The organism is Acidianus brierleyi, from assembly GCF_003201835.2.
Taxonomy (GTDB): Archaea; Thermoproteota; Thermoprotei_A; order Sulfolobales; family Sulfolobaceae; genus Aramenus; species Aramenus brierleyi.
Window position 1 is genome coordinate 1,073,827 of record NZ_CP029289.2, and the last position, 21,360, is coordinate 1,095,186.

Here is a 21,360-nt window from a genome sequence, read left to right on the forward strand (position 1 = left end):
ATGTTTATTTATCAAGAACCATCATTACCTCCTTGGTTATCATCTGGAATAAGCTGGTTCATTTTCTTTTTCGGTGCCGCTGGCCCAATTTTTATTATATTAGGGGCAATAGGTATTAGAGGATTTTTACAAATTACTAGATTCGAGAAAGGAAATGGAATACTTTACAAAATGAGTCCATTAACTAAGCTAGTATTAACTATAAGCTCTACAATAGTTGCGTCTTTAACTATATGGTGGTTTGGAGCTATTTTAACTTTAGTGTTTTTAGGCTTATTTTTTACTTTAAACGACGCTAAAAAGAAAGTCATGTATGTAAGCTATCTGCTATTTTCAACTATATTAGGAATAACAACAGGGTTTGCTTTCTATACCCCATTTAACTACCTATCTCAGGCGCTAAATACTAATACTTTTAATGTGATATGGGTATGGCCATCCTACTTTGCGTATATGGGCTATGAACCAGTTGTTACTACTCAAGCTTTATTCTATGCTTTTCAAATAGTATTTAGATTTTTAGCCCCAATGCTCGCAGGACTTCTTCTAATTATAACGACTACGCCGTCAGATTTATTAAGATATTTAGAAAAAATAAAATTTCCACTAGTTTTCATTTTTGCATTAACCGTAGCAATGCGAAGTATACCTAGAATTTTTGATACCTTAGATACTATAGTTAAATTAGAAATGATGAGAGGATTGGGATATGGAAAGCCTAGAATATTCAAGCCGCTTTATATTTTGATTGCAGCACTTAGTGCACTAGTACCGACATTAATTTTCCTTATGAGAGGAGCTAAATATACTGCAATAGCTGCAGATACTAGAGCTTTCAATTCTAATCCAAAAAGAACATATATGAAACAAGTTACATTCAATAAAATAGATTACATAACATGGATTTTTATAGCGTTACTATATGTCATTGCTATAATTCTAATTTTGACTGGATATGGAAGAGGAATACCATATGTCGGATATTAAGTTTTAATGTTATCAACAAAAAGCACGAATATTTTTTATTGCATAAACATTAATTAATAATTTTTTTCATTTTACCCTCAGCTATTTTATCCTTATAATTTTTTATATTTTATTTCATAATCTTTCGCATGACTAGAAAACTCTTAATGCATGTAGGTCCTGTAACAATAGATTATGATGTTCTAATTGAGGGAATGAAGGGAGATGTAGGATTCACATCAAAAGAATTCGTTGATGCTTTTCAATATTCATTGAAGTCTTTAAGGAAGATAATGGGAGCTCAAGAAAATTCACAACCTTTTATTATACCTGGAGGAGGTACATCTGCAATGGAAAGCGTAACATCGCTTCTTAGAAAAGACGATAAGATTCTAGTTATTTCCAATGGAGTATTTGGGGATCGATGGGAAAAAATTCTATCAAGATATCCAGTTCATGTGAAAACTATAAGAGCTAAACCTGGAGATTACGTAACTCCTGATGATATTGAAAAGGAAGTTTCAAAGGAGCATTATAATATGGTAACAATGACACATGTAGAAACTAGCACTGGAATAAGAGAACCAATATACGAGGTATCTAAAAAAATAAGAAACTATGTAGATCTAATAGTTGTTGACGGTGTATCAAGTGTAAGTGCAGAAGAAGTTAAAATGGATAACATAGATGTATTCTTAACTGCAAGTCAAAAAGCTATAGGAACTCCTCCTGGTGCAGGACTTTTAGTTCTTTCAGAAAACGCAGTTTCCAGATTATCTGATAATTCTATAGCAGGATATTATCTTAATCTAAAGAATTGGATTGATGTAATGAAATCTATGGAAGAAGGCAGGGCTGCGTATTTCTCAACTTTGCCTGTTCATTTAATATTAATGATAACGAAGGCATTTAAGTTAATTGAAAAAGAAGGAATAGAAAATAGAATTAGAAGACATGAAAAAGTAGCTGCTGCTATAAGAACTGGAATTGAAGGAATGGGATTATCAATAGTAGCTAAACATCCAGAAGCCTATAGCAATACAGTAACAGGAGTAATTGTGAATAAGGTTAATCCGAGTGAAGTGCTTAAGGAAATAGTAAATGAGGGAATAGAATTAGCTCCAGGCGTGCATCCAGATTTAGCAGGAAAATACTTTAGAATAGGACATATGGGATGGGTAAATGAAAATGATGCTATTTCTACTATAGCAGCATTAGAAAGAGTGCTCTCAAGACTAGGAGAGCCAATAAGATTAGGTGAAGGAGTAAGATCTACACAACTTTACCTATCAAAAGGAAACATTTCCAATCTATAGGCTGAGTCCCAAAACATATACTCCATTACGGAAGCAGTTCTGAAGTTTTTTATCATCTGATTTTTCTGCTCTTCAGTAATTTTAAAGGAATTAACTATAGATAAAACTTGATAAACTCCTTTTTCATATTCTTCTCCTCCATAAGTATCTATCCACTTTTGATACTCTTCCTTTGGAGATCCTTCTTTCTTTAGTTCCTTTCCTACTTCCATATATATCCAATAGCAAGGAAGTACTGCTGCAACTGACTCATAGTAGGGCTTAGAGTATACTGTAGATAGCAGAAAGGAAGTATATAAAAGATTAGTAGGAGATTCTTTAAATTCCGTTATATTAAGTCTTTTAATAAAATATTCATGTAATTCTCTTTCTACATTCATCACATGAGTAACATGAGTAGCAAATAGTAGGCTATCTTTATCTGGCGCCTTTGCTGAAAGGATTGAAAGAACTCTACTAAATTGTTTTAAATAAAGATAGTCTTGCGAGACATAATATTTGAACTTGACTACATCTAGTTTTCCATTTACTAACTCTCTTAAAAATGGATGAGATAATATGGAAGAATATATATCGCGTATAGAATTCCATAAATCATCAGATAACATTATTCATCAAAATATAATCGTCTTAAACTATATAATAATCTAACTTTCATATAGTTCGTAATTATTTCTTTGATACCAGAATAATTATGAGACCCTTTTAAGAATTTCTTCTATTAGAATCTTTATACTCTCCTTTGCGATATCATCGGCCCTAAACGGACTCAAAATACCCTCCTTATCTGGACCATTATACTGATAATCATGTATCAGAAGTGCTTTCTCTGTTAGTAGATTTATCTCTTTCCCGAGTAGGAGAGAGAGCTCTTCCAGATACGAAGTAGGAACTATAGCTATTATCCAATCTGCCTTCTCTATAGATTTGTTTCCTTTAAGTTTCTTTTTTCCATGATATTTTTTTATTATATCGCTTCTTTTATCGACTAACATAGAAGCAATAAGTGCTTTCCATGCTTGAAAAGCCTTACCTGCAGCATTCCTTATTAATCCTTCACCTAGAAATTTTTCAGCTATTGTAGCTTCAAATTTTGCTTCCTCTAATCTAATTTTTTTATAAGCATTAAGATCAAACCAAGGTTTAGGTAATTCTTGCATTATATACTTAATTATAATCTGCAGTTTAAAAATTGTTCATAGTATTTCAAAATAAAGTGGCATGAAATAGAGTCTAAACTCTAAATACATCCATAGAAAAGTCTAAGGATCTAGAAGAATGGGTTATGTACCCGCTTGAAATTATGTCTACTCCAGTCTTTGCATAATCTTTCACGTTTTCTGGCGTTATTTTTCCAGACGCTTCTAAAATAATTTTACCTTTAAGTTCTCTGACTATTGGAATTATTTCTTCAGGACTTAAATTATCTATTAGTATGGCATCTGCTCCTGCTTTATATGCCTTAATCGCGTTGGAAAAATTCGAGACTTCTATTTCTATTTTCTTAGTGAAACTAGCTATTCTTTTTGCCCTTTTTATAGCTTCTTCTACATCACCTATAATAGCAAGATGATTATCTTTAATGAGGATAGCATCACTTAAGTTAAATCTATGTGGATCGCCTCCACCAATTTCTATTGCGTATTTTTCGAAAATTCTAAGACCAGGAGTTGTCTTTCTTGTTCCTGCAATTCTTATTTCTCGATTAACTTCTCTTGCAATTTTAACCATTTGGTAAGTTGATGTTGAAATTCCAGATAACTTACCTAATAAATTCAATGCCAGTCTTTCGGCGCTAAGCAAAGTTTCGGCATCACCTTCTAATGCTATTATCCTATCTCCTTTCTTTACTTCCGTGCCATCTTTCATAAACTCCGATACTTTCAAACCTAAAAATTGTAGAAAAGGTACAATAAAAACCGTGCCTGACAAGATTCCTTCGTCTTTTGAAAAGATTACTCCTCTTGCTTTTTCTCCTGATACTATTCTACTAGTTATATCTTCCGGATATACATCTTCCTTTAAAAAATCCATTAATTTATCAATTATTATTTGATTAATCATTTCTTACACACTTTTATGAAATTCTTAAATACTTCCAAACCGTATTCTGTATTTTTAACTTCAGGATGAAATTGGACACTAAATATTGAATTATCCTTATTTACCATAGCTTGTATTTTTGCGTTCTCACTATACGCTAATACTCTAAAACCTTCCGGCTGAGCCTTCACTTCGTCGTTATGACTTTCCCATGCTACAAATTCCTTAGGAATATTTTGCAATATAGTATCATGGTCCTCTATTTTTATTCTAGCTAATCCAAATTCTGGATTCTCTGCCTTACCTACTTTTCCTCCTAAAACATAGGCTATGAGTTGATGACCTAAACATATTCCTAACATAGGAATTTTCAATTCCTTTATAAAAAGTGAAGAATTTCCCATTTTAGAAATCTCTTGCTCTACTGAATATGGCCCTCCACTAAATACTATGCAATCATATTTCTTCATGTTATCTAAAGACGTGCTTGGGTTAACTGCTTCTGCATCTTGTCCTAAATATTTAAGATTCTTTAGGATAAGATGATTATATTGACCTCCGTAATATATAAGTGCTATTTTCACATCTTTACTTAATAATGATAGATTAAAGGCTTTGATGATAAATATTCATTATAATTTCCTTAAACTTACTATAATCTTTAGCCTTTTCTATTTTTAATATTGATCTTTCCATTAATTTTTGAATAAATATAGATCCCCTAAATATTGGAAGATTATCAGAAACATATTCTGCAGTTTCTTCAGGATTTTCAATAAATAGATCTATTCCTTCTTGATAAATTGAAATAAAATCCTCTTCTCCTCTAGAAATGTGAGCACCACATATTCCAGGAATATAAATATTGAATTTTTCAAATAATTCATCAAGAGGTATACCTTTTTCATCAATAGAATTCGTTACTAACGCGGAATCAGCGTCACCCTTTTTATAAATAGCAAAAACTTGCATAGGATCTTCTGTATAAATAATTTGAGAATTCTTATTCAGAAGTTTTAGAATAGCTCTTAACATTAAATCATTAGCACTACCTTTTTTCCATATTACAATTTTATCTCCTATAAATGGAGTAACAATTAACATTTTTCTTATTAATGAGTAATTCACTTCTAAATCCTTTAGAATAAGTTCCACGCTAGCATTGACGTATGCGTCTGCACTATCAGCGTTAAAAGTAGTTCAAAATCATGCCTCTTCATTTGAGAAGCTATTAGAGGATATGAAACTGGACCTATAGGAGAAGAAATTTTCATAGTTATTTTATTGTCATATTTTCTAAAAAAGTTAATTATTTAAATAATTAGTCTTATATAAACAAAGCTAATGAATAATTTTTTGATAAAACACTGGAAAACACCATTATGAAAGTGAGTATAGAAGGAAGTAACGATTCAATATTTATAGATAATATGGAATTTAAGATAAAAAGAGAATTTTTCCCTAACTTAAAAATTATTGTTAATGATTTCGAGATAATTAGAGATAAAGGAACATATAAAATACTAAAGTCTGGACTTCTACGTGGAGAATACAGTAAAAATAAACTAGTATATGATGGAAACGAATACGTAATAGAGAATTTAAATATGCATGAATTTATTAAAAACAAATATCTCAATAAAAGAATATTAATGAATAATATCGTTATAGGATCAATAATATTGAATAAAGAAAAATTAAAAATAGATGGAGATTTCCCAAATGAAGATCCGGCTATTATTCTTGCAAGTATATTTACTCCGTATACGACTCTACAGAAAACAAGAATAATGAGAAGAAGATACAATAGAAGAATAGGAATCATGTTAGGAGTATTGGAAGCTTTTATAATAACTATAATACCGTTTAATATTATCTACATAGGAATAGCTGTTTTGATATTTGCTGTCATAGATTATCTAATTTTCAGAATTTATATTCGAAATAGATAGCTATACCTTACTTGTTAAGTCAAAGAAAGCTTTCCAGAACGGATCTTCTTTTGGTCTTTCTATCTTCTTCTCTCCTATAACTTCTGCTTCACCTTCTTCCACTATTCCAATAATTTCAGCTTCTATACCTTCTCTTTTTAGAGCACCTACTACCTCTTCTTTGTCAGTAACTATAACCATAGTTCCTTCGCTTATAGAGATGAAAGGATCTATATTCACTATGGAAGATACTTCTTTTACTGACCGATACATAGGAATTCTTTCCGGGAATATCCTGATTCTCTTATTACTTGCTTCTGCAACCTCAACTAACGCATTCCATAGACCTCCTTCAGTAGCGTCATGCATAGCATGAACGCCTATTTTAGATGCTATGAGACCATCCTTCCAGCAAGACATTTTCCAATACATTTCCATAGCTTCATTAAATACTTCTGGAGAAAGCCTTTTCTTAAAATACTCTGGATATGTATTAACTAGAAGCGCAGTTGCTTCTACTGCAGGACCTTTAGTTACTATAACCTTATCTCCTGGTTTAATTTTTGATGGATTTGCAAGTTTTTCTTTTTCTCCTATTCCAAACATTGCGAAACCCCCAAGCATCGGATAGTTAGTTCCCTCATATCTACCAGTATGTCCTCCAACAACCATTACTCCAATATCTTTTAGATAATCAGAAATTCCTTTCCACATTTCTTCAAACTCCTCGTCTGTCATAGAAGTAGGTAAATTAAGGTCAACCAGCGAATATTGAGGAGGAATACCAGAAGTCATTACATCACTTGCCAGAATATGAACTGCAAACCATGCTGCTTTTCTAAAACCGTACTGAGGAACAATAAATACAGGATCAGTTTTGGTAACTAAAACTCTCCCATCTCCTAAATCTATTACTCCAACATCTACACCATTTCTAGGTGGAACTATAACTTCTTCTCTCATTTTTCCTAAGTTTGGATAAATTATTTTATCAAAAACGTCTCTTCCTATCTTTCCTAAACTAGTCATGAGTAATTCCTTTGAACAAAAAGAAATAAGTATATTATAAGTTCTTACGGAATATCAAACTATGAAAAGAGTACTTAGAATTCCACGATTTACGAAAGATGGTAAAACAAAAACTTTAGAATTACTTATGGATTCCCCTACAACAAATGATAAAGGATTTCCTCAAGAGGCTAAGTTTCTTATCGTTATAGATGACGGTAATAATAGAGTTGGATTTCAATTAAGTCAGTCTGAAGCTGCATTACTTTACCATAGATTAGATTATATTTTAAACGAAGCATCAAAGGAATACATAGACCTTGAGGATAAATCCAGAAGAAGTTACGAGAAAAAAATGAATAAAGGAAAAGAAAAGGAGGATGAGGAATTTATAGACGAGCTGAACGATGAAGATCAAGAGTCGCAATAAATACACTGTTGAGCATTACTAAAGAATTTGTAGGATTTATATTAGTAAATGTTTCATGAATATAAATATAATAGCCGTTTAAATTAACAGTACTGTTCTGAATACCTTCAGCAGAAAATTCCTCATTAAATCCTTTACCATTAACTAAGTATGTAAGACTAAGATCTTTTACCGTATTTGCAGTATTTGATGTTAGAGCTACTAGAACTGCACCACCGTAAGAGTTAATTATCTCTATTATACCTCCAAAACCACCGTTAGAATACAGTTTCTCATTGGTTATAGTTGTTTTATTATAATTATCAAAAGTATATGAATAATAATAATGAAGTCCTAAATCAATATATCCTTCTTGTTCATAACTTAAATTGAATGGTATTACCTTGGGATTAGTTATAGGTACTGCGGCAGCATCAATATACATTGATATTGGATAATCACCTTGAATAATTAATGTGGAATTATAGAATCCAGTTTCTTTTGCTATTTCACTGAATGTTTCAGTTAAATTAGCTAATTCATAAATACTATTAAAAGTTTGATAAGCATAGAATCTTCCATACTGAATTACTGATGTATTTTCTATCCCATGTTCAAACATTAATTCTGATTTATAGGCAAGATAGTAATGTCCTCCTTCTTGGTAATATTCAGAATTTTGATATCCTCCAAAGAATAATGGAGATGAATCCATGTAATTTTGAAATTCCGTTATTATTTTAGCTCCTACTAAAGGATTAGATTGATTTACCCACAACATCATTACACCGGCTATATCCCAATCATAAGCTAATGAACCAGTTAACTGATATGCTTGAAGCAAATTGCTAACACTTACAGTTACATTTGCAGTAGTCCCGTATGCTATCATTGGAGTTAAGTCTATTATGTACGGATTATGGAAAGAGAGAGTATCTATTGACGTTAATGGTTTCCAGTAGAATAAATCTATTCCTCCAGTATAAATTGTCTCATAAGGATTGACTATACTAGCTAAATGAGAATCGTAATAGACCATTATACTCCTTGTAGCAGGCTCGTTAGTATACCAAAATTCATCGTTTCCTCCTCCTTCCTCATATATTAAAGCATCCATCTTATAAGTTCCATTAGGAATTTTTATTGAAGATGTTATACTATCAAATTTTGGATTAAGAATAACATATGAATAATTAAACGGAACTGTAACGTTAACAAACAATGGAATAAACTCGTTTGGCAAACCTTTTGGAGGAGTTCCAGGATACAAATAAAGTGTTATATTAAGTTCATATAATCCCGTAATGCCTACTTTTGCGTCATAGTAATTTTGTATTACTGGCTCAAATGTAACATTGCCCTTAAGTAAGTTTTCGAACATTGTCACATCGGCTTCTGCTGTAGAATTATTTATTTCTTGAGTAGATCCCCAAAATATTGGCACACCATTGACAAATATATACGCTTGCCTGTCATATTGCGTACCATTAAATTCTTTTATCGATACATTAAGGAGTTCCATTGAATAGTTTCCTGGAGGGACATAAGTTTTTATATAGAAAGGCCTCAACCCAGTGTCATTAAAAAGCAAATTAGTAGCTACATGAATAACTAATGGAGTAACATTAGGAGGAATTATGTGATATGCCTCAAAAGAGTAGTATGAAGGATCTTCAGTAAAAGGAATTTTTGATGAGACTGTAATGTTTGATATTAGTGGATGGACAAACGAAGATGGAGATACTTCAGTACCTTGTGTATATCCAAAAAATATAGAAAATTGAACTATAGTTAATATTAATAAAATTAAAATTGCAAATCTTTTCATTACTTTTCACCCCCTCTTTCTTAAAGAGAAAAATAATGCAATTAAGGCTATTATTATACCTATTATGCCTAAAGCATAAGCAACTGTTATAGAACTGCTCAGTGACGATATAGAATGACTCAATGTTGTTATCGAATGTTCAGCAGACTGTATTTGACCTTCACTTACTACTTCATGATAAGAATTATAAACACCAGATTGTAGACTATATTGTAAACCATCATTAACGTTTATAGTAAATATATAGAATCCTGAAGGTAGTAGACTAGCATCAAATGGAATAGTTATCTTTATTCCTGAAGATGTAGAAGATACAGAGTAGGAAATTGAGGACCCATCCATTTCAACACCAGTAACCTTAAGATTTTCTCCAGTAATGGTTATAGTTATATTTGTAGAAGACGTTGTAACGTTAGTTGGTGATATAGAAACTATTTTAGGTTCTGGTAAAGTTGACAATGAAGTCACATTAGTTATAGATACACCTTCTTGAGTTATTATGCTATCGCTCTGGTTAAATGCATAAGTAGAATCTTCAATTACACTACTTACTAGACTTATATTTGAATTTATAGAGTTAATAGCGAACTCTCTTCCGCCTATTGTATCCTTAATTAAACTTACTAAAGACGATTCCGAATTTATCTGAATTATTCTAGAATCTATTGCTATTAATGTTGAATTATATGAATCTATCTGACCTACTATAGAATTTAATAATATTACATTATGTAATCCTTCTACAGTTATAGAAGGTGAATATATGTCATCTAATTCATAAGTTGTCCCATTATATGTTAATAAAGGTATTTCGCTAACGTTTTCTGGCGTTATTATTAACGTATGCAGATACGTATAAGGCATTACTTGAGTATAACTTTTTGCTATTAAATTGGATCCAAATGGAGAAGTTCCAGTTATTACTACATCCCATGCTCCAGAGAGTTCGTACAGATTTCCGCCTTGATAGATTGTACCTTGATCTGTAAGTATAGAAGGTATCTTTGCTATGCCTACCCATTCTCCTAGAGTTGAATTATACTGTAAGAGAGTTTCAGTTTCAAATTCTAAGATTAAGGATTCAAAATTTAACTGAGATGGAAATAGAGTAGCAGAAAACTCGCCATACTTGACTTCCGTACCATTGGAATATGTTATATTCGCATAGATCTTTAGATTTTGGCCTTCATAAACTGTGGATACACTTCTCACTTGATAAGACAATTCAGAAGGCTCCACGTAAAATGCCGTAGTGAAATTAGAGTTTTCTATACCTACCGATGTAGATATAGTAGAATGAATTATTACAGTATAGAATCCAGGAGTAAAATTAGACGGTATAGTAAAATTAGCTTCATGATATCCAAATAAATTATATATTCCAAATTCTGTAATATCTGGAGCTAAGGACATAGGAATTGTAGCAACTAACTGATTCTGAGGATTATATACGAATGCAGTTACATTAGAAGTAAAAAGACCTAATCCAGCTTGATCATAAGTAAACGCTAATAAGGTTATATTTTGCCCCACATTAGCTGAAGGCATACCGTCGTTTATTGGAGTAAATAACAATCCATAAATTATACCTCCAAAATAATTGTACGTATATGCACTGCCATAGGTATTATTAATAACCATTATGTATGTTCCCTCTGGCATTGGAGATAATAATGTTCCTATTCCTTCATATTGACCAGGCGTAGAAGTAGGTAATAAACTTACGTTAAATATGGTCTTACCGTCCTTTATGAAATGAGCTACAAATGTAGTATTACTAACTGGAGTGCCATTAGGATAATATGCACATACTACTACAGGGAACGATTGATCTACTGGCAAAATTTGACCTACTGGAAATATTATGTTTATAGATTCCCCTACATCTATATCTGTTTGACCTATTCCAGTTAGACCATAAATTGAACCATTAACTACAATGCTCCAAACGTTTTGTGGTTCCCCTTTTTGAATTGTGTAACTACCTACCCAATAAGTTCCATTAAACGATAATGGAACACTAGCAAGATAGCCATTTAATGTATATATGTATGCATTAAAGTCTCCTGTGGTTACTGTAGTACCGTTAGGAGTTGAAATATAGGCCAATATCTTGAATGCGCTCCCATACATATACCATGGTTGCGTAATTTGAGGTTCGCATGTAGTTACTGATATTTTAAGACCCTGATTTATCATATAATTCTTTATAACATATTCAAGCATACCAACGTTAGGACTTCCTAATCCTGTAACTAAATTATACGTATAATTAGCAAAATATTTTCCATTATATCCAAAACTAACAGGATGAAAAGCTTCGTCATATAGTGTTGAGTTTTGATATATTCCATAAAGTAATGGATTAACTAATCCTAACGAATGACCTATGTAAGAGTCTATATCTGCTGCAGTTCCTGCCCATAAAGGTGTTGCTAAACTAGTCCCTCCGATAATACATTCTGCACCATCAACTATTGTAACAAAGCCAGTATATGGATTAGCGTCTGCGGCGACGTCTGGAGTTGTTCTAAAATTAGAATGTGTGATATCCCTCTGATACCAAGGAGATGGAAAAAGCGTGCTATACCCTCCTCCAGAGCTCACTGTACTAGTGCCTTCACTTTCATATTGCGGTTCTACACTCCATGCGGTTTCATAACCATAAGTTGCCGTAGAATTTAATGAAGTTAGATATCCCGATGTCACATTAACATAAAGTGATGTTCCGCCTACAGCTGTAACGAAGGGAGAAGATGAAGGGAATAGAACACCGCCATAAGTAGTTAGAGTGCCTTGATATGCTCCATCATCTCCAGACGCTGCAAAAAACGAAATACCCTCAGCAGTGCCTAATGCAAAGTAATAATCTAAATATGGATAGTTTGGAAAAGGTACCCCTTGATACCATGCGTAAAATCCTGATGCTGATGCTAAATTTTCTGGGAATCCCCAGCTCATACTAACTACTTGAGCTAAATCCTCACTTACTATAAGATCTATGGCCTCAAATAATGCTGCCCCGTTATTTGCAGCCACTACAAGGTCAATTTTAGCATAAGGAGACATACTATGAGCTGCTTCTACATCTAATGCAGTTTCTATGTTCCATCCAGTAAACAATCCAAATATAGGATGATAAGGACCTACTGGAATTACACTTAAATTTACTGGAGGCAAATGGAACATTTTGTCGAAAGTATGAATATCTTGGTAAATCTCTGGATCACCATAAGCGTCAACTACGGCTATAGTAACGTTTTTGCCCGGATTAGATCCAGACACGTTATATGCACCTTGTATATCTTGAGGGGTATAATACAAAGCAGAAAATTGTAAATAGCTCAACGGTAGACTTCTTGGAGCATTCGATGGTTCTATAACTCCATGTTCTAATTTACCGAGAACAAAATATTGTGGCTGAATTAGAGTGTAATTAGTTAATCCTCCAATTATTACGTTCTTCATTAATTGAGGAATTTGCGGTAATGAAGAAGGCTTATAATAAATTTCATTATTATCCTTATATAGATCTAAATTAACGGAAAACGTCTTTTCTACTATAGACGCAGGAGCTATGGCAAAAACTGAAAATGGACTTTCATACACTATTTCGTATCCATTATTTTCTAAGAAGCTAATTATTTTGTTAACTTTTTGTGATTGGCCAAATTCACTTACAAGTTGAGAATTGTTTAGAGGTTTCATTTGATGATTAGAGACTTCCTGAGCTACTAAATAAAGTTCATTTAGATTACTCGGTATAACAAAGAATTCTAAGCATATTTCTGTATTGGGATTGATTTTACCTATTTCATATCCAGATAAGGAAGGACCGCTATAAGAGACCTCTGATTGGGATGAGTAAGCTAGTATTGGAAACAAAAAACCTAAAATTAAAATAGTCAATACTAAACTCTTTATCTGTTGCATAAAATTCATACTGCACCTAACTTTATAAATATATATACAAATTTATGTGTAGGAAATTTTTAGATTTTATGACAATTTTTTTAGAAATGTGAAAAAATTATAATCTTTAAAACCTTGGGAATTGCCTTTAAATTTTGTTTCAAATGAATATTTATGCGTGAAATTACTATCCTGGAATGTTAATGGATTAAGGGCCGCTATAGGAAAAGGAATTGTAAATACTATAAAAAGCCTAGATTATGATGTACTGATGTTTCAAGAAGTGAGGTCAGATTCAATACCCTTAGACTTTCAAACATTACCCTATGAGATCTACATTTTTCCATCAAAAAAGAAGGGATACAGTGGCACTATGACGCTCACTAGGATAAAACCAATTAGTGTAAAGTATGGAATAGGAGTAGAGGATTTCGATGAAGAGGGAAGAACAATAACATTAGAATTTAACGATTTTTATGTAATAAACTCATATTTTCCAAATGCAGGTGAAGGTCTAAAAAGACTTGATTTTAAATTAAGATTTAATTCCGAATTTGAAAAATTCGTATTATCCCTAAATAAGCCTTGCATAATTTGTGGAGATTTTAACGTAGCCCACGAGGAAATAGATATAGCTAGACCAAAAGATAATGTAAATCATGCAGGATTTACACCTCAAGAGAGAGAATGGATGACCCATTTCCTTTCACTAGGATTCGTAGATACCTTTAGACTATTTGTAAAAGAAGGAGGGCATTATAGCTGGTGGTCTTATAGGTTTCACGCTAGAGAAAAAAATATAGGTTGGAGAATAGATTATTGTGTAGTTTCAGAGAAGCTAAAAAACAGAGTTAAAAGAGCTGAGATTCTAGAAAAAATCATGGGTTCTGATCATGCTCCTGTAATTTTGGAAATTGAATAAATAGTGTTTCGCAAAGTTTTATTATATTACCTAACTCTCTTTATCATATGAGAAAGAACATTATAATAGGTATAATAGCTATTGCACTTATTATTATAGGTGCTTTCGAGCTTTTACACATAACTACTCCATCTACGACAATAGTACAAAAACCGTCTAGTGTTCAAACAATTCGACCTCCTACTAGTTTCGTTTTAGATCCTAAAGACGCTGAAAATACTACAGGAATTTATCCATTTTATGTGGGAGCGTGGATTGAGATAAATAACTTTAATATGCCAAATTTCAGTTTTAAGAATTTTACAGCATCAAATATCTTTAATAAGCTTTTCATAGGTGTACTAATACATAATAGTTCTGTAAGATCTCTAGATTTTATAGCGCAAATAAATATAACAAAGAATTCACAATTTTCAGGATTCAATAAGAATTCTTTGTTATACGGAATCGTTGCAGCACTGAATTCTAACATCAGTATAAAAGGTTCTGGAGAATATAAGACATTCTACTATATATATGGCAATACCTCAAGATCAGGAATCGCTCTTGCGTATAATGGAACATATTTCATTGGTATTAGTTTGAATGGAACCTCTAATAACGTCTATTATGTTAAAAATTTATTATTAAAACAGATCGATTCTCTAATTATAAATGGAAGCATAACTCCAGCACCTCCAGATATTTTAGCAAATATTTCAATTCCATTAATAGGCTGGGGATACATAAATAACTCTATAATAAATAACTCTAGTTTCTATTTTATTAAAAATATTAATAAAATACCTTTAAATCAAGGATATGTCGGATTTTATTCTGACAACAACACTCTAGTAGAGATGGAAATAAGTCAATACAAAAATAGTACCGATGCTGAAAATGTATATGAACATATTTATAGCGTAATAAATACGTCTAATTTCCATACTAATATATCGCAAGGTAGTATAAGTGGAGCTAAATATTTCACACTAACAATTACTAATAATTCTACGATAACAATATCATATTATAACGAGTATGTAATAGAAATAGGAACGTATGGATACCTAAACTTAAATAATATAACACAAATACTAAAAAGCGAAATAAATATTTTATAAAAAAATTCAAAAACTTACTACAGAATATCCTTCTTCTACTTTCTTTACTGTTTCGACACCGCCCATTACTTCTTTTATTCCTTCAAAAATAAGATCCTTAGTTAATCCCATATTTTTTAATGAAATTCCGCAATAGCTAATTTCTATTCCCGAATTTTGCATATCTTCAATTACTTTTTTCATTTGAGCTGAATTTCCAGAATCTTTTAGTAATGTCTCTACTCCTCTACCCAAGAACATTAATGCTACAGTAGCTCCTGCATTTTTCCTTGCTCCAAGAGCAAAATTCATAGCCATCATTGCTCTATTTATATCATCTTTTCCTGCTGTAGAAATAACGAATATTTTGGCCATAGCAGTTTTTATATTTTAAAAAATAAAAAGTTATAGTTTGTGATGCTCACCGTGCTCATGAGTAGGCTTATCTGTTTCAATAAGTTCATTTTTAATTAATTTTTTTAAAGCTTCTTCAACTTTCATGTTCGGTGCTAGAAATATTTTTGCCTTACCTGATAATAGTCTTACTCCAGGTCCACCTATTTCTGCAACTACTACTGCATTTACTCCTTTATCTAGTGCAGACTTTAACATATGAGCTCCTGGTGCAGCAGTTGCCTTTAATGCAGGATTTTCGTATTCTTCTACTAATTCTATTTTATCTCCTTCCAAAAAATAAATTTGAACTTTTTCTCCTTCTCCAGGACCATCTACTAGTCCGTTTGTAACTGGTATAGCTACTTTCATATATTCGATATCGATTTCGATACTTAAATATTTTGCTGTATAAGATTCTTAGCTACTAGTTTACTTGGATTTATTATCGTTATGTCCTTAATTGTTCTTACACTCTCTAATCTCATTTCCAGATCTTCTGTATGTGCAATAACTATTGTCGGAATATCCTTTGCTATCTTTGCTAAAATCAACGTAATGTAAATTGTGTCAGAAGGATCTTTAACATCAATTATTATTTTCTTTGCTTTCTCTGGATTGAATTTTTCTATTTCTTTTTCTGACAATAAATTTATTGCACTAACTTTATATCCATCTTCAGATAATTTTTCTGCTGTAGTAATATCATTTATTATCATAATATACTTACTCTTGCTTTTCTTAAGATCTTCTATCATAGCCATGTTTACAGTACCACTTCCTATAAGAAGTATATGGCCCCTAAGCATCTCGCCTTCAATTGTAGCTAATCTTGATGTCAAGGAAAGTATTCTTTTACTGGCTAAATCACTAGAGATACTAGTTAATGCTGTTAAGAAAGCACCCATACCAAATACTATTAATGTAACTACAAACATCTTAGCTATTGGAGTTAAAGGCACTATATCGCCGTAGCCTACAGTAGAGAGTGTTATTATAGTGAAATAAATTGCGTTTATTAAATTAATATTTTCATTAAAATTATGTCCAGTATTTCCTAGAAAATATGTTCCTATAACCCCAAAGGCAACAACAGCGCCCAATATAAGGAGAGAAGCTATTGATCTTAAGGAGAGTAACATATATCTAACTCACTTTGTATTATAAAAATTATTACTCTTTATTCTCTTCTTCTTCTCCTCTATCCATATAAATTATTTCTGCAGCAAGAAACCCCATAATAATCATTGCCATAAATAAATAAACAAGAATTGGCTCTGAAGCTCCAATAGATGATACTAAATCATATCCTGTAAAAATTATAGCACCTATTGCTAAACTTATTTCAACAAGTCTTCTTCTCATCCTCTTTAGAGATATTTTGAATAGAGAGAAGTCTGAAGCTATATGCACAAATAGATTAGATAATACTGCAATTTCTCCAACATACTCAAAGGCTAGAAATGGCCTGCTATCAACAGATAATAGTCCAAAAACTACTGCTATTACATATAAAATTATGGCAAGAGCGATAGAAGCTATTGGTCCTCTTCCTGAATCAAACTTAGAGAATACTTTTGGCAAGAAATTATTTGTAGACATAGCATATGCAGTTCTAGACGTAGCTAACATAAAAGATAATGTAGCTAGTATACCGTCATTGGCGGCTGCAAAAAGCACAAATACGAATGTTATTAAACCTAGCCTATCTTCTATTAAACGTAGTAAATCTACACTTGATGCTGCAATATTAAAATACAATATATGATCTGCTATAGCATATACATCAAATGATGCAAGCAAACCGCCTAATAATATTACAGTAATTATCGCAGTTGGTACGGTTCGTTTTGGATTTTTTACCTCTCCTGACAATGGAGTTATAGAACCATAACCAGTAGGTATGCTAGATCCAAAAAGTATTGCCAATGCTAAAACTGCTAGAGATACATGATAATTAAAGGGATTATAAAAAGTGAATCCTGTCGATCTTAAAAATAGGAGCGCTATGACTGTCATTATGCCTATCTCAATAAGACTTGCTACTATTGCATATTTTGCTGTAGGTCTTATTCCAGATATTGCAAAAATTGATGATATTCCAAGAATTATGCCTACAGCTATCCAAGGGTTTATAGGAAGTACGTGAGAAATCACGTAGGCAGAGCCTAATACATAAGCAGCACCATAAAGTGTGGAGTAAACAAGGTAAATCCAACCAGTTTCAAAACCTAATCTTCTAGTTAATGAATAGTAAGCATATACATAATATCCACCAGATTTAGTAAACCTTGTAGAAAGTTTGTATATAACTAATCCATTCATTAAAACTAATAACGTACCTAAAATTATTGCTATTGGAGCAAAAGCTCCGGCTAATAGAAACGCATAAACACCGTATGTCAATACGCTAAGGAAAGGAGATTGACCGCCTAATGATAAAAACACTAAATCTCTAAGCCCAATGACACGCTTAGGTTCTTCATAATGTTTCTCTTCTTCTTTACTCATCAAGACGGAATATCAATGACTATTTTATTAAAATTTTCTTCAAACCTACAATTATCATAAATAAAATGTCTAATTACTAAAAATAATGGAAATTTTTTTACTTACTAACCATAGAATAACATATGAAACCACTAGGCTTTATAAGCAATGGAATCTCATCGGCTCTGATTGATTCTGGATCAATAGTATGGCTACCATTTCCTAGATTTGATTCTCCATCTGTTTTCGGAAAACTATTGGATATAGAAGGAGGAGAATTTTCAATATTCCCTTTAGAAGAGTTTAGTGCTTCCATAAGTTATTTGGCTCCAAATGTTCTTAGCACTAAATTTCACACCAAACTGGGGAATGCGGAAGTCATAGATATAATGCCATTAGGCGAGAACTCTATAATACGAAATATAAAAACAGATATACCTCTAATAATGAAAATTAAACCTGCTTTTTATTATGGGCTTTATAGAGCCATAGTTAAGGATGAAAAAGACGGTACTAGATTTTTAAATCCAAAAAGTAGAGAATGTTTAGCGTTATTTGTAGAAAATTCCAAAAGAATAGGAATTTATGAATGGGAAATATTACCTAAATCTTCCATTGTTTATCTTGCATATTCACCAGACTATCTTTATGGTCCTTTCCACAAAGGTAAGGAATTAAAAAGGGATCTAGAAAGGTCATTTAACTTTACTCTAAATCATTGGAAAAATAAAATAAACGATAAAAATAATGATGAATTAAGAAAAATATATTATACGTCGATAGGGGTTTTACTAGGACTTATGTACTCTCCTACCGGCGCACCAGTTGCTGCACCTACCACGTCATTACCGGAAGCTGTAGGATTAAGCAGAAATTGGGATTATAGATTTGCATGGGTTAGAGACTCAGCTATGATTGCAGAAGGTCTATTATATGCAGGATATGTAATTGAGGCTAGAAGAATAATAAATTTTATTTTAGGATTAGTTAATTTTACTACAAAACCGTTGGTTCATCCTTTATATACAGTAGATGGCGGAGATCCTCCGCCAGAGATAGAAATACCTTGGTTATCTGGATTTATGGATTCTCATCCAGTTAGAATAGGTAATGGAGCAGCTGCACAAATACAGTTAGATATTGAAGGATTTTTGCTTGACGTTATTTATAAGTATTATTTGAAAACTGAAGATAAAGTGTTTTTAGAAGAAAATTGGGAAAAAATTAATTATATAGCAGATTGGATCTCTAAGAATTGGAAATTAAGAGATGCAGGGATGTGGGAAGAGAGGGGTAAGACAATGCATTATACCCATTCTAAAGTAATGATGTGGGTTGCATTAGATAGGGCAGAAAAAATTAGCAATGAAATCGGAAAAAATGTTAACTGGAGTGAAAAAGATAAATTAAAGGAATGGATATTTAGTAATTGTATTAAGGACGAAAGTTTTGTAAAGACATCTGAAACTACTGACGTCGACGCTAATTTACTGACGTTACCTTTATATGATTTTATTGACGTTAAAGATAAGATATTTCTCAATACATTAAAGAGAATTGAAAATGAACTATATATAAATGGATACGTAAAAAGATATTCTAAGGATTTTTTAGGGCAAGCAATGCATCCGTTTACCTTAGCAGGGATATGGCTATCTAGAATTTATATAAGACTAGGAAGAACTAACGAGGCTATAGGATTAATTAAAAATGCGTATTTACCTTCTAATGGACTTTACTTAGCAGGAGAACATATTGATATTACAAAGAAAGAATATACTGGAAACTATCCTCAAGCTTTTGTTCACGCACAGACTATTTTAGCAATAAATGAATTAGATAACTCTAAAATAGGGTAACATACATACTTATCCAATGGAAAGGAACATTCTTTTTATTCTAATTTCTAGAATATTTAGAAGCTTACCATTAGGTTATATGGCCTTTTTAGTACCTTTATACCTGCACTATATAGGATTTCCTCCGTCTATAATAGGATTATATTTTCTGGTTGCTACATTATCAATATCCTTTTACCTTATAATTGGTGGATTTTTAGGAGATGCTTTTGGTAAAAGAAATATTCTTATAGTATTTTCAATTTTATTTTCAATTAACTTTGCCATATTCACTTTTTCTTACAATCCATATATAATATTTATAACATCATTACTAGGAGTAGGTGTAGGTTCTGGAGGAGGAGTAGGTGGGGGAGCTGGTGGTGGACCCTTCAATCCTTTGCAGACCTCATTAATAGCACAATTCACAAAAAAAGAAGAGCTAACTAAAGTATATTCCTATAATTTTGCAGCATCTACAATATCTGCTTTCGCAGGAAGTTTAATTGCGGATTGCGTTTCTAAAGTAGAAGCTCCATATCATATACTATTTTTGATTGGGCTGCTATTTTCCTTAGTATCACTAATTTTTACATATTTTATAGAAAAAGACTATGGAACAGGCAAAATTAGAATACCTAAAAATTCATACTCTTCTATTTCGAAGATCTCTATAGCAGGTAGTCTTGGTAGCCTTGGTTTAGGTATGATAATGCCATTAATTCCTCTATGGTTTAAACTTTATTTTCATGCAACAGAATTTCAAATATCTTTTTTATATTCCATAAGTTATGCATTAGTTGGTATAAGTTTCATCTTTGCAAGTAGAATAGAAAAAATGTTAGGTAGAGTAAAGGCTATAGCAATCATGAGAGGTCTATCTTCTATTATTTTAATAGCAATGGCATTCGTACCATCCTTCTTCATAGTAGAAATATTATTTCTTTCCAGAAGTATAATGTATACAGTAACAATTCCTATGAGGCAGTCATTATCTATGAACGTTTTCAGTGAAACTGAAAGAGCTACTGGAGTTTCTATAACTGGATTAGCTAGAAGATTACCTTATGGTGCAGGAAGTCTTGCATCAGGAATATTATTAGGTCTTGGATTATTTATATCCGCTTTATTTCTAGGTGGATTAATTTCAATACTTGACCCATTATTATACTATATATTTTTTAGAAAAATTCAATAATATTGTTATTTTTAATATTAATCG

21 protein-coding genes are annotated in these 21,360 nt (G+C 31.9%); 8 read left to right on the plus strand and 13 right to left on the minus strand.

Annotated features, from left to right (window positions below):
• Both DFR85_RS21435 and DFR85_RS21440 read left to right on the plus strand, forming a co-directional pair.
• Positions 1 to 987: an energy-coupling factor transporter transmembrane component T family protein gene (locus DFR85_RS21435; RefSeq protein WP_110270022.1), complete on the plus strand. Its 987-nt coding sequence runs from the start codon at positions 1 to 3 to the stop codon at positions 985 to 987.
• Between the two features lie 128 nt (positions 988 to 1,115).
• A complete protein-coding gene (locus tag DFR85_RS21440) occupies positions 1,116 to 2,282 on the plus strand; it encodes a pyridoxal-phosphate-dependent aminotransferase family protein (RefSeq protein WP_210433943.1) in 1,167 nt (388 codons plus the stop codon).
• Here the strand turns inward: DFR85_RS21440 and tenA are convergent.
• From tenA to DFR85_RS32130, 6 genes are all read right to left on the minus strand, one after another.
• A complete protein-coding gene (gene tenA / locus DFR85_RS21445) occupies positions 2,249 to 2,890 on the minus strand; it encodes a thiaminase II (RefSeq protein ID WP_110270023.1) in 642 nt (213 codons plus the stop codon). The two genes, DFR85_RS21440 and tenA, sit on opposite strands and share 34 nt — an antisense overlap.
• Before the next feature lie 84 nt (positions 2,891 to 2,974).
• Complete coding sequence (locus DFR85_RS21450; protein ID WP_168367128.1) at positions 2,975 to 3,442, minus strand: PaREP1 family protein; 468 nt, start codon at positions 3,440 to 3,442, stop codon at positions 2,975 to 2,977.
• 73 nt (positions 3,443 to 3,515) lie between these two features.
• Entirely contained in the window at positions 3,516 to 4,346 is an 831-nt protein-coding gene (gene nadC / locus DFR85_RS21455) for a carboxylating nicotinate-nucleotide diphosphorylase (RefSeq protein ID WP_168367129.1), read from the minus strand.
• Complete coding sequence (locus DFR85_RS21460) at positions 4,343 to 4,909, minus strand: GMP synthase subunit A (protein WP_110270024.1); 567 nt, start codon at positions 4,907 to 4,909, stop codon at positions 4,343 to 4,345. The genes nadC and DFR85_RS21460 overlap by 4 nt, the downstream gene beginning before the upstream one ends.
• A gap of 22 nt (positions 4,910 to 4,931) precedes the next feature.
• Complete coding sequence (locus tag DFR85_RS21465) at positions 4,932 to 5,480, minus strand: DUF3834 domain-containing protein (RefSeq protein WP_110270025.1); 549 nt, start codon at positions 5,478 to 5,480, stop codon at positions 4,932 to 4,934.
• Positions 5,465 to 5,599: a DUF3834 domain-containing protein gene (locus DFR85_RS32130; protein WP_110270026.1), complete on the minus strand. Its 135-nt coding sequence runs from the start codon at positions 5,597 to 5,599 to the stop codon at positions 5,465 to 5,467. Before DFR85_RS32130 ends, DFR85_RS21465 begins: the two co-directional genes overlap by 16 nt.
• A gap of 108 nt (positions 5,600 to 5,707) precedes the next feature.
• On the opposite strand from DFR85_RS32130, the gene DFR85_RS21475 reads away from it, so the two are divergent.
• Complete coding sequence (locus DFR85_RS21475) at positions 5,708 to 6,277, plus strand: hypothetical protein (protein WP_110270027.1); 570 nt, start codon at positions 5,708 to 5,710, stop codon at positions 6,275 to 6,277.
• Here DFR85_RS21475 and DFR85_RS21480 read toward each other — a convergent pair whose 3' ends face one another.
• Complete coding sequence (locus DFR85_RS21480) at positions 6,278 to 7,285, minus strand: AIR synthase family protein (RefSeq protein ID WP_110270028.1); 1,008 nt, start codon at positions 7,283 to 7,285, stop codon at positions 6,278 to 6,280.
• 61 nt (positions 7,286 to 7,346) lie between these two features.
• Between DFR85_RS21480 and DFR85_RS21485 the strand changes: the two genes are divergently transcribed.
• Complete coding sequence (locus DFR85_RS21485) at positions 7,347 to 7,694, plus strand: hypothetical protein (protein WP_110270029.1); 348 nt, start codon at positions 7,347 to 7,349, stop codon at positions 7,692 to 7,694.
• Here DFR85_RS21485 and DFR85_RS21490 read toward each other — a convergent pair.
• Together DFR85_RS21490 and DFR85_RS21495 are read right to left on the minus strand one after the other, a co-directional pair.
• Positions 7,654 to 9,501, minus strand: coding sequence for a peptide-N4-asparagine amidase (locus DFR85_RS21490; RefSeq protein ID WP_168367130.1), 1,848 nt, complete (start codon positions 9,499 to 9,501; stop codon positions 7,654 to 7,656). The two genes, DFR85_RS21485 and DFR85_RS21490, sit on opposite strands and share 41 nt — an antisense overlap.
• Before the next feature lie 6 nt (positions 9,502 to 9,507).
• Positions 9,508 to 13,434 (minus strand): S53 family peptidase, encoded by a 3,927-nt coding sequence (locus DFR85_RS21495; protein WP_246253033.1) that lies wholly within the window; start codon positions 13,432 to 13,434, stop codon positions 9,508 to 9,510.
• 157 nt (positions 13,435 to 13,591) lie between these two features.
• Here DFR85_RS21495 and DFR85_RS21500 point away from each other — a divergent pair, with 157 nt between their 5' ends.
• Complete coding sequence (locus DFR85_RS21500; protein WP_110270031.1) at positions 13,592 to 14,335, plus strand: exodeoxyribonuclease III; 744 nt, start codon at positions 13,592 to 13,594, stop codon at positions 14,333 to 14,335.
• Between the two features lie 47 nt (positions 14,336 to 14,382).
• Positions 14,383 to 15,438 carry a hypothetical protein gene (locus DFR85_RS21505; RefSeq protein ID WP_110270032.1) on the plus strand — a complete coding sequence of 352 codons (1,056 nt, stop codon included), beginning with the start codon at positions 14,383 to 14,385 and terminating at the stop codon, positions 15,436 to 15,438.
• 6 nt (positions 15,439 to 15,444) lie between these two features.
• Here DFR85_RS21505 and DFR85_RS21510 read toward each other — a convergent pair whose 3' ends face one another.
• From DFR85_RS21510 to DFR85_RS21525, 4 genes are read right to left on the minus strand one after another with little or no spacing between them, the layout of a single operon-like run.
• The gene (locus DFR85_RS21510; protein WP_168367132.1) at positions 15,445 to 15,792 is read right to left on the minus strand and encodes a DsrE family protein; all 348 of its coding nucleotides are present in this window, start codon (positions 15,790 to 15,792) and stop codon (positions 15,445 to 15,447) included.
• A 30-nt stretch (positions 15,793 to 15,822) separates the two neighbouring features.
• A complete protein-coding gene (locus DFR85_RS21515) occupies positions 15,823 to 16,182 on the minus strand; it encodes a NifB/NifX family molybdenum-iron cluster-binding protein (RefSeq protein ID WP_110270034.1) in 360 nt (119 codons plus the stop codon).
• A 23-nt stretch (positions 16,183 to 16,205) separates the two neighbouring features.
• The gene (locus tag DFR85_RS21520; protein ID WP_110270035.1) at positions 16,206 to 16,952 is read right to left on the minus strand and encodes an ion channel; all 747 of its coding nucleotides are present in this window, start codon (positions 16,950 to 16,952) and stop codon (positions 16,206 to 16,208) included.
• A gap of 31 nt (positions 16,953 to 16,983) precedes the next feature.
• On the minus strand, positions 16,984 to 18,321 hold the full coding sequence (locus DFR85_RS21525; RefSeq protein WP_110270036.1) for an APC family permease: 1,338 nt from the start codon (positions 18,319 to 18,321) through the stop codon (positions 16,984 to 16,986).
• A 122-nt stretch (positions 18,322 to 18,443) separates the two neighbouring features.
• On the opposite strand from DFR85_RS21525, the gene treH1 reads away from it, so the two are divergent.
• Both treH1 and DFR85_RS21535 read left to right on the plus strand, forming a co-directional pair.
• Complete coding sequence (gene treH1 / locus DFR85_RS21530) at positions 18,444 to 20,159, plus strand: alpha,alpha-trehalase TreH1 (protein ID WP_110270037.1); 1,716 nt, start codon at positions 18,444 to 18,446, stop codon at positions 20,157 to 20,159.
• A gap of 16 nt (positions 20,160 to 20,175) precedes the next feature.
• Entirely contained in the window at positions 20,176 to 21,336 is a 1,161-nt protein-coding gene (locus DFR85_RS21535) for an MFS transporter (RefSeq protein WP_110270038.1), read from the plus strand.
• Positions 21,337 to 21,360 lie beyond the last annotated feature (24 nt).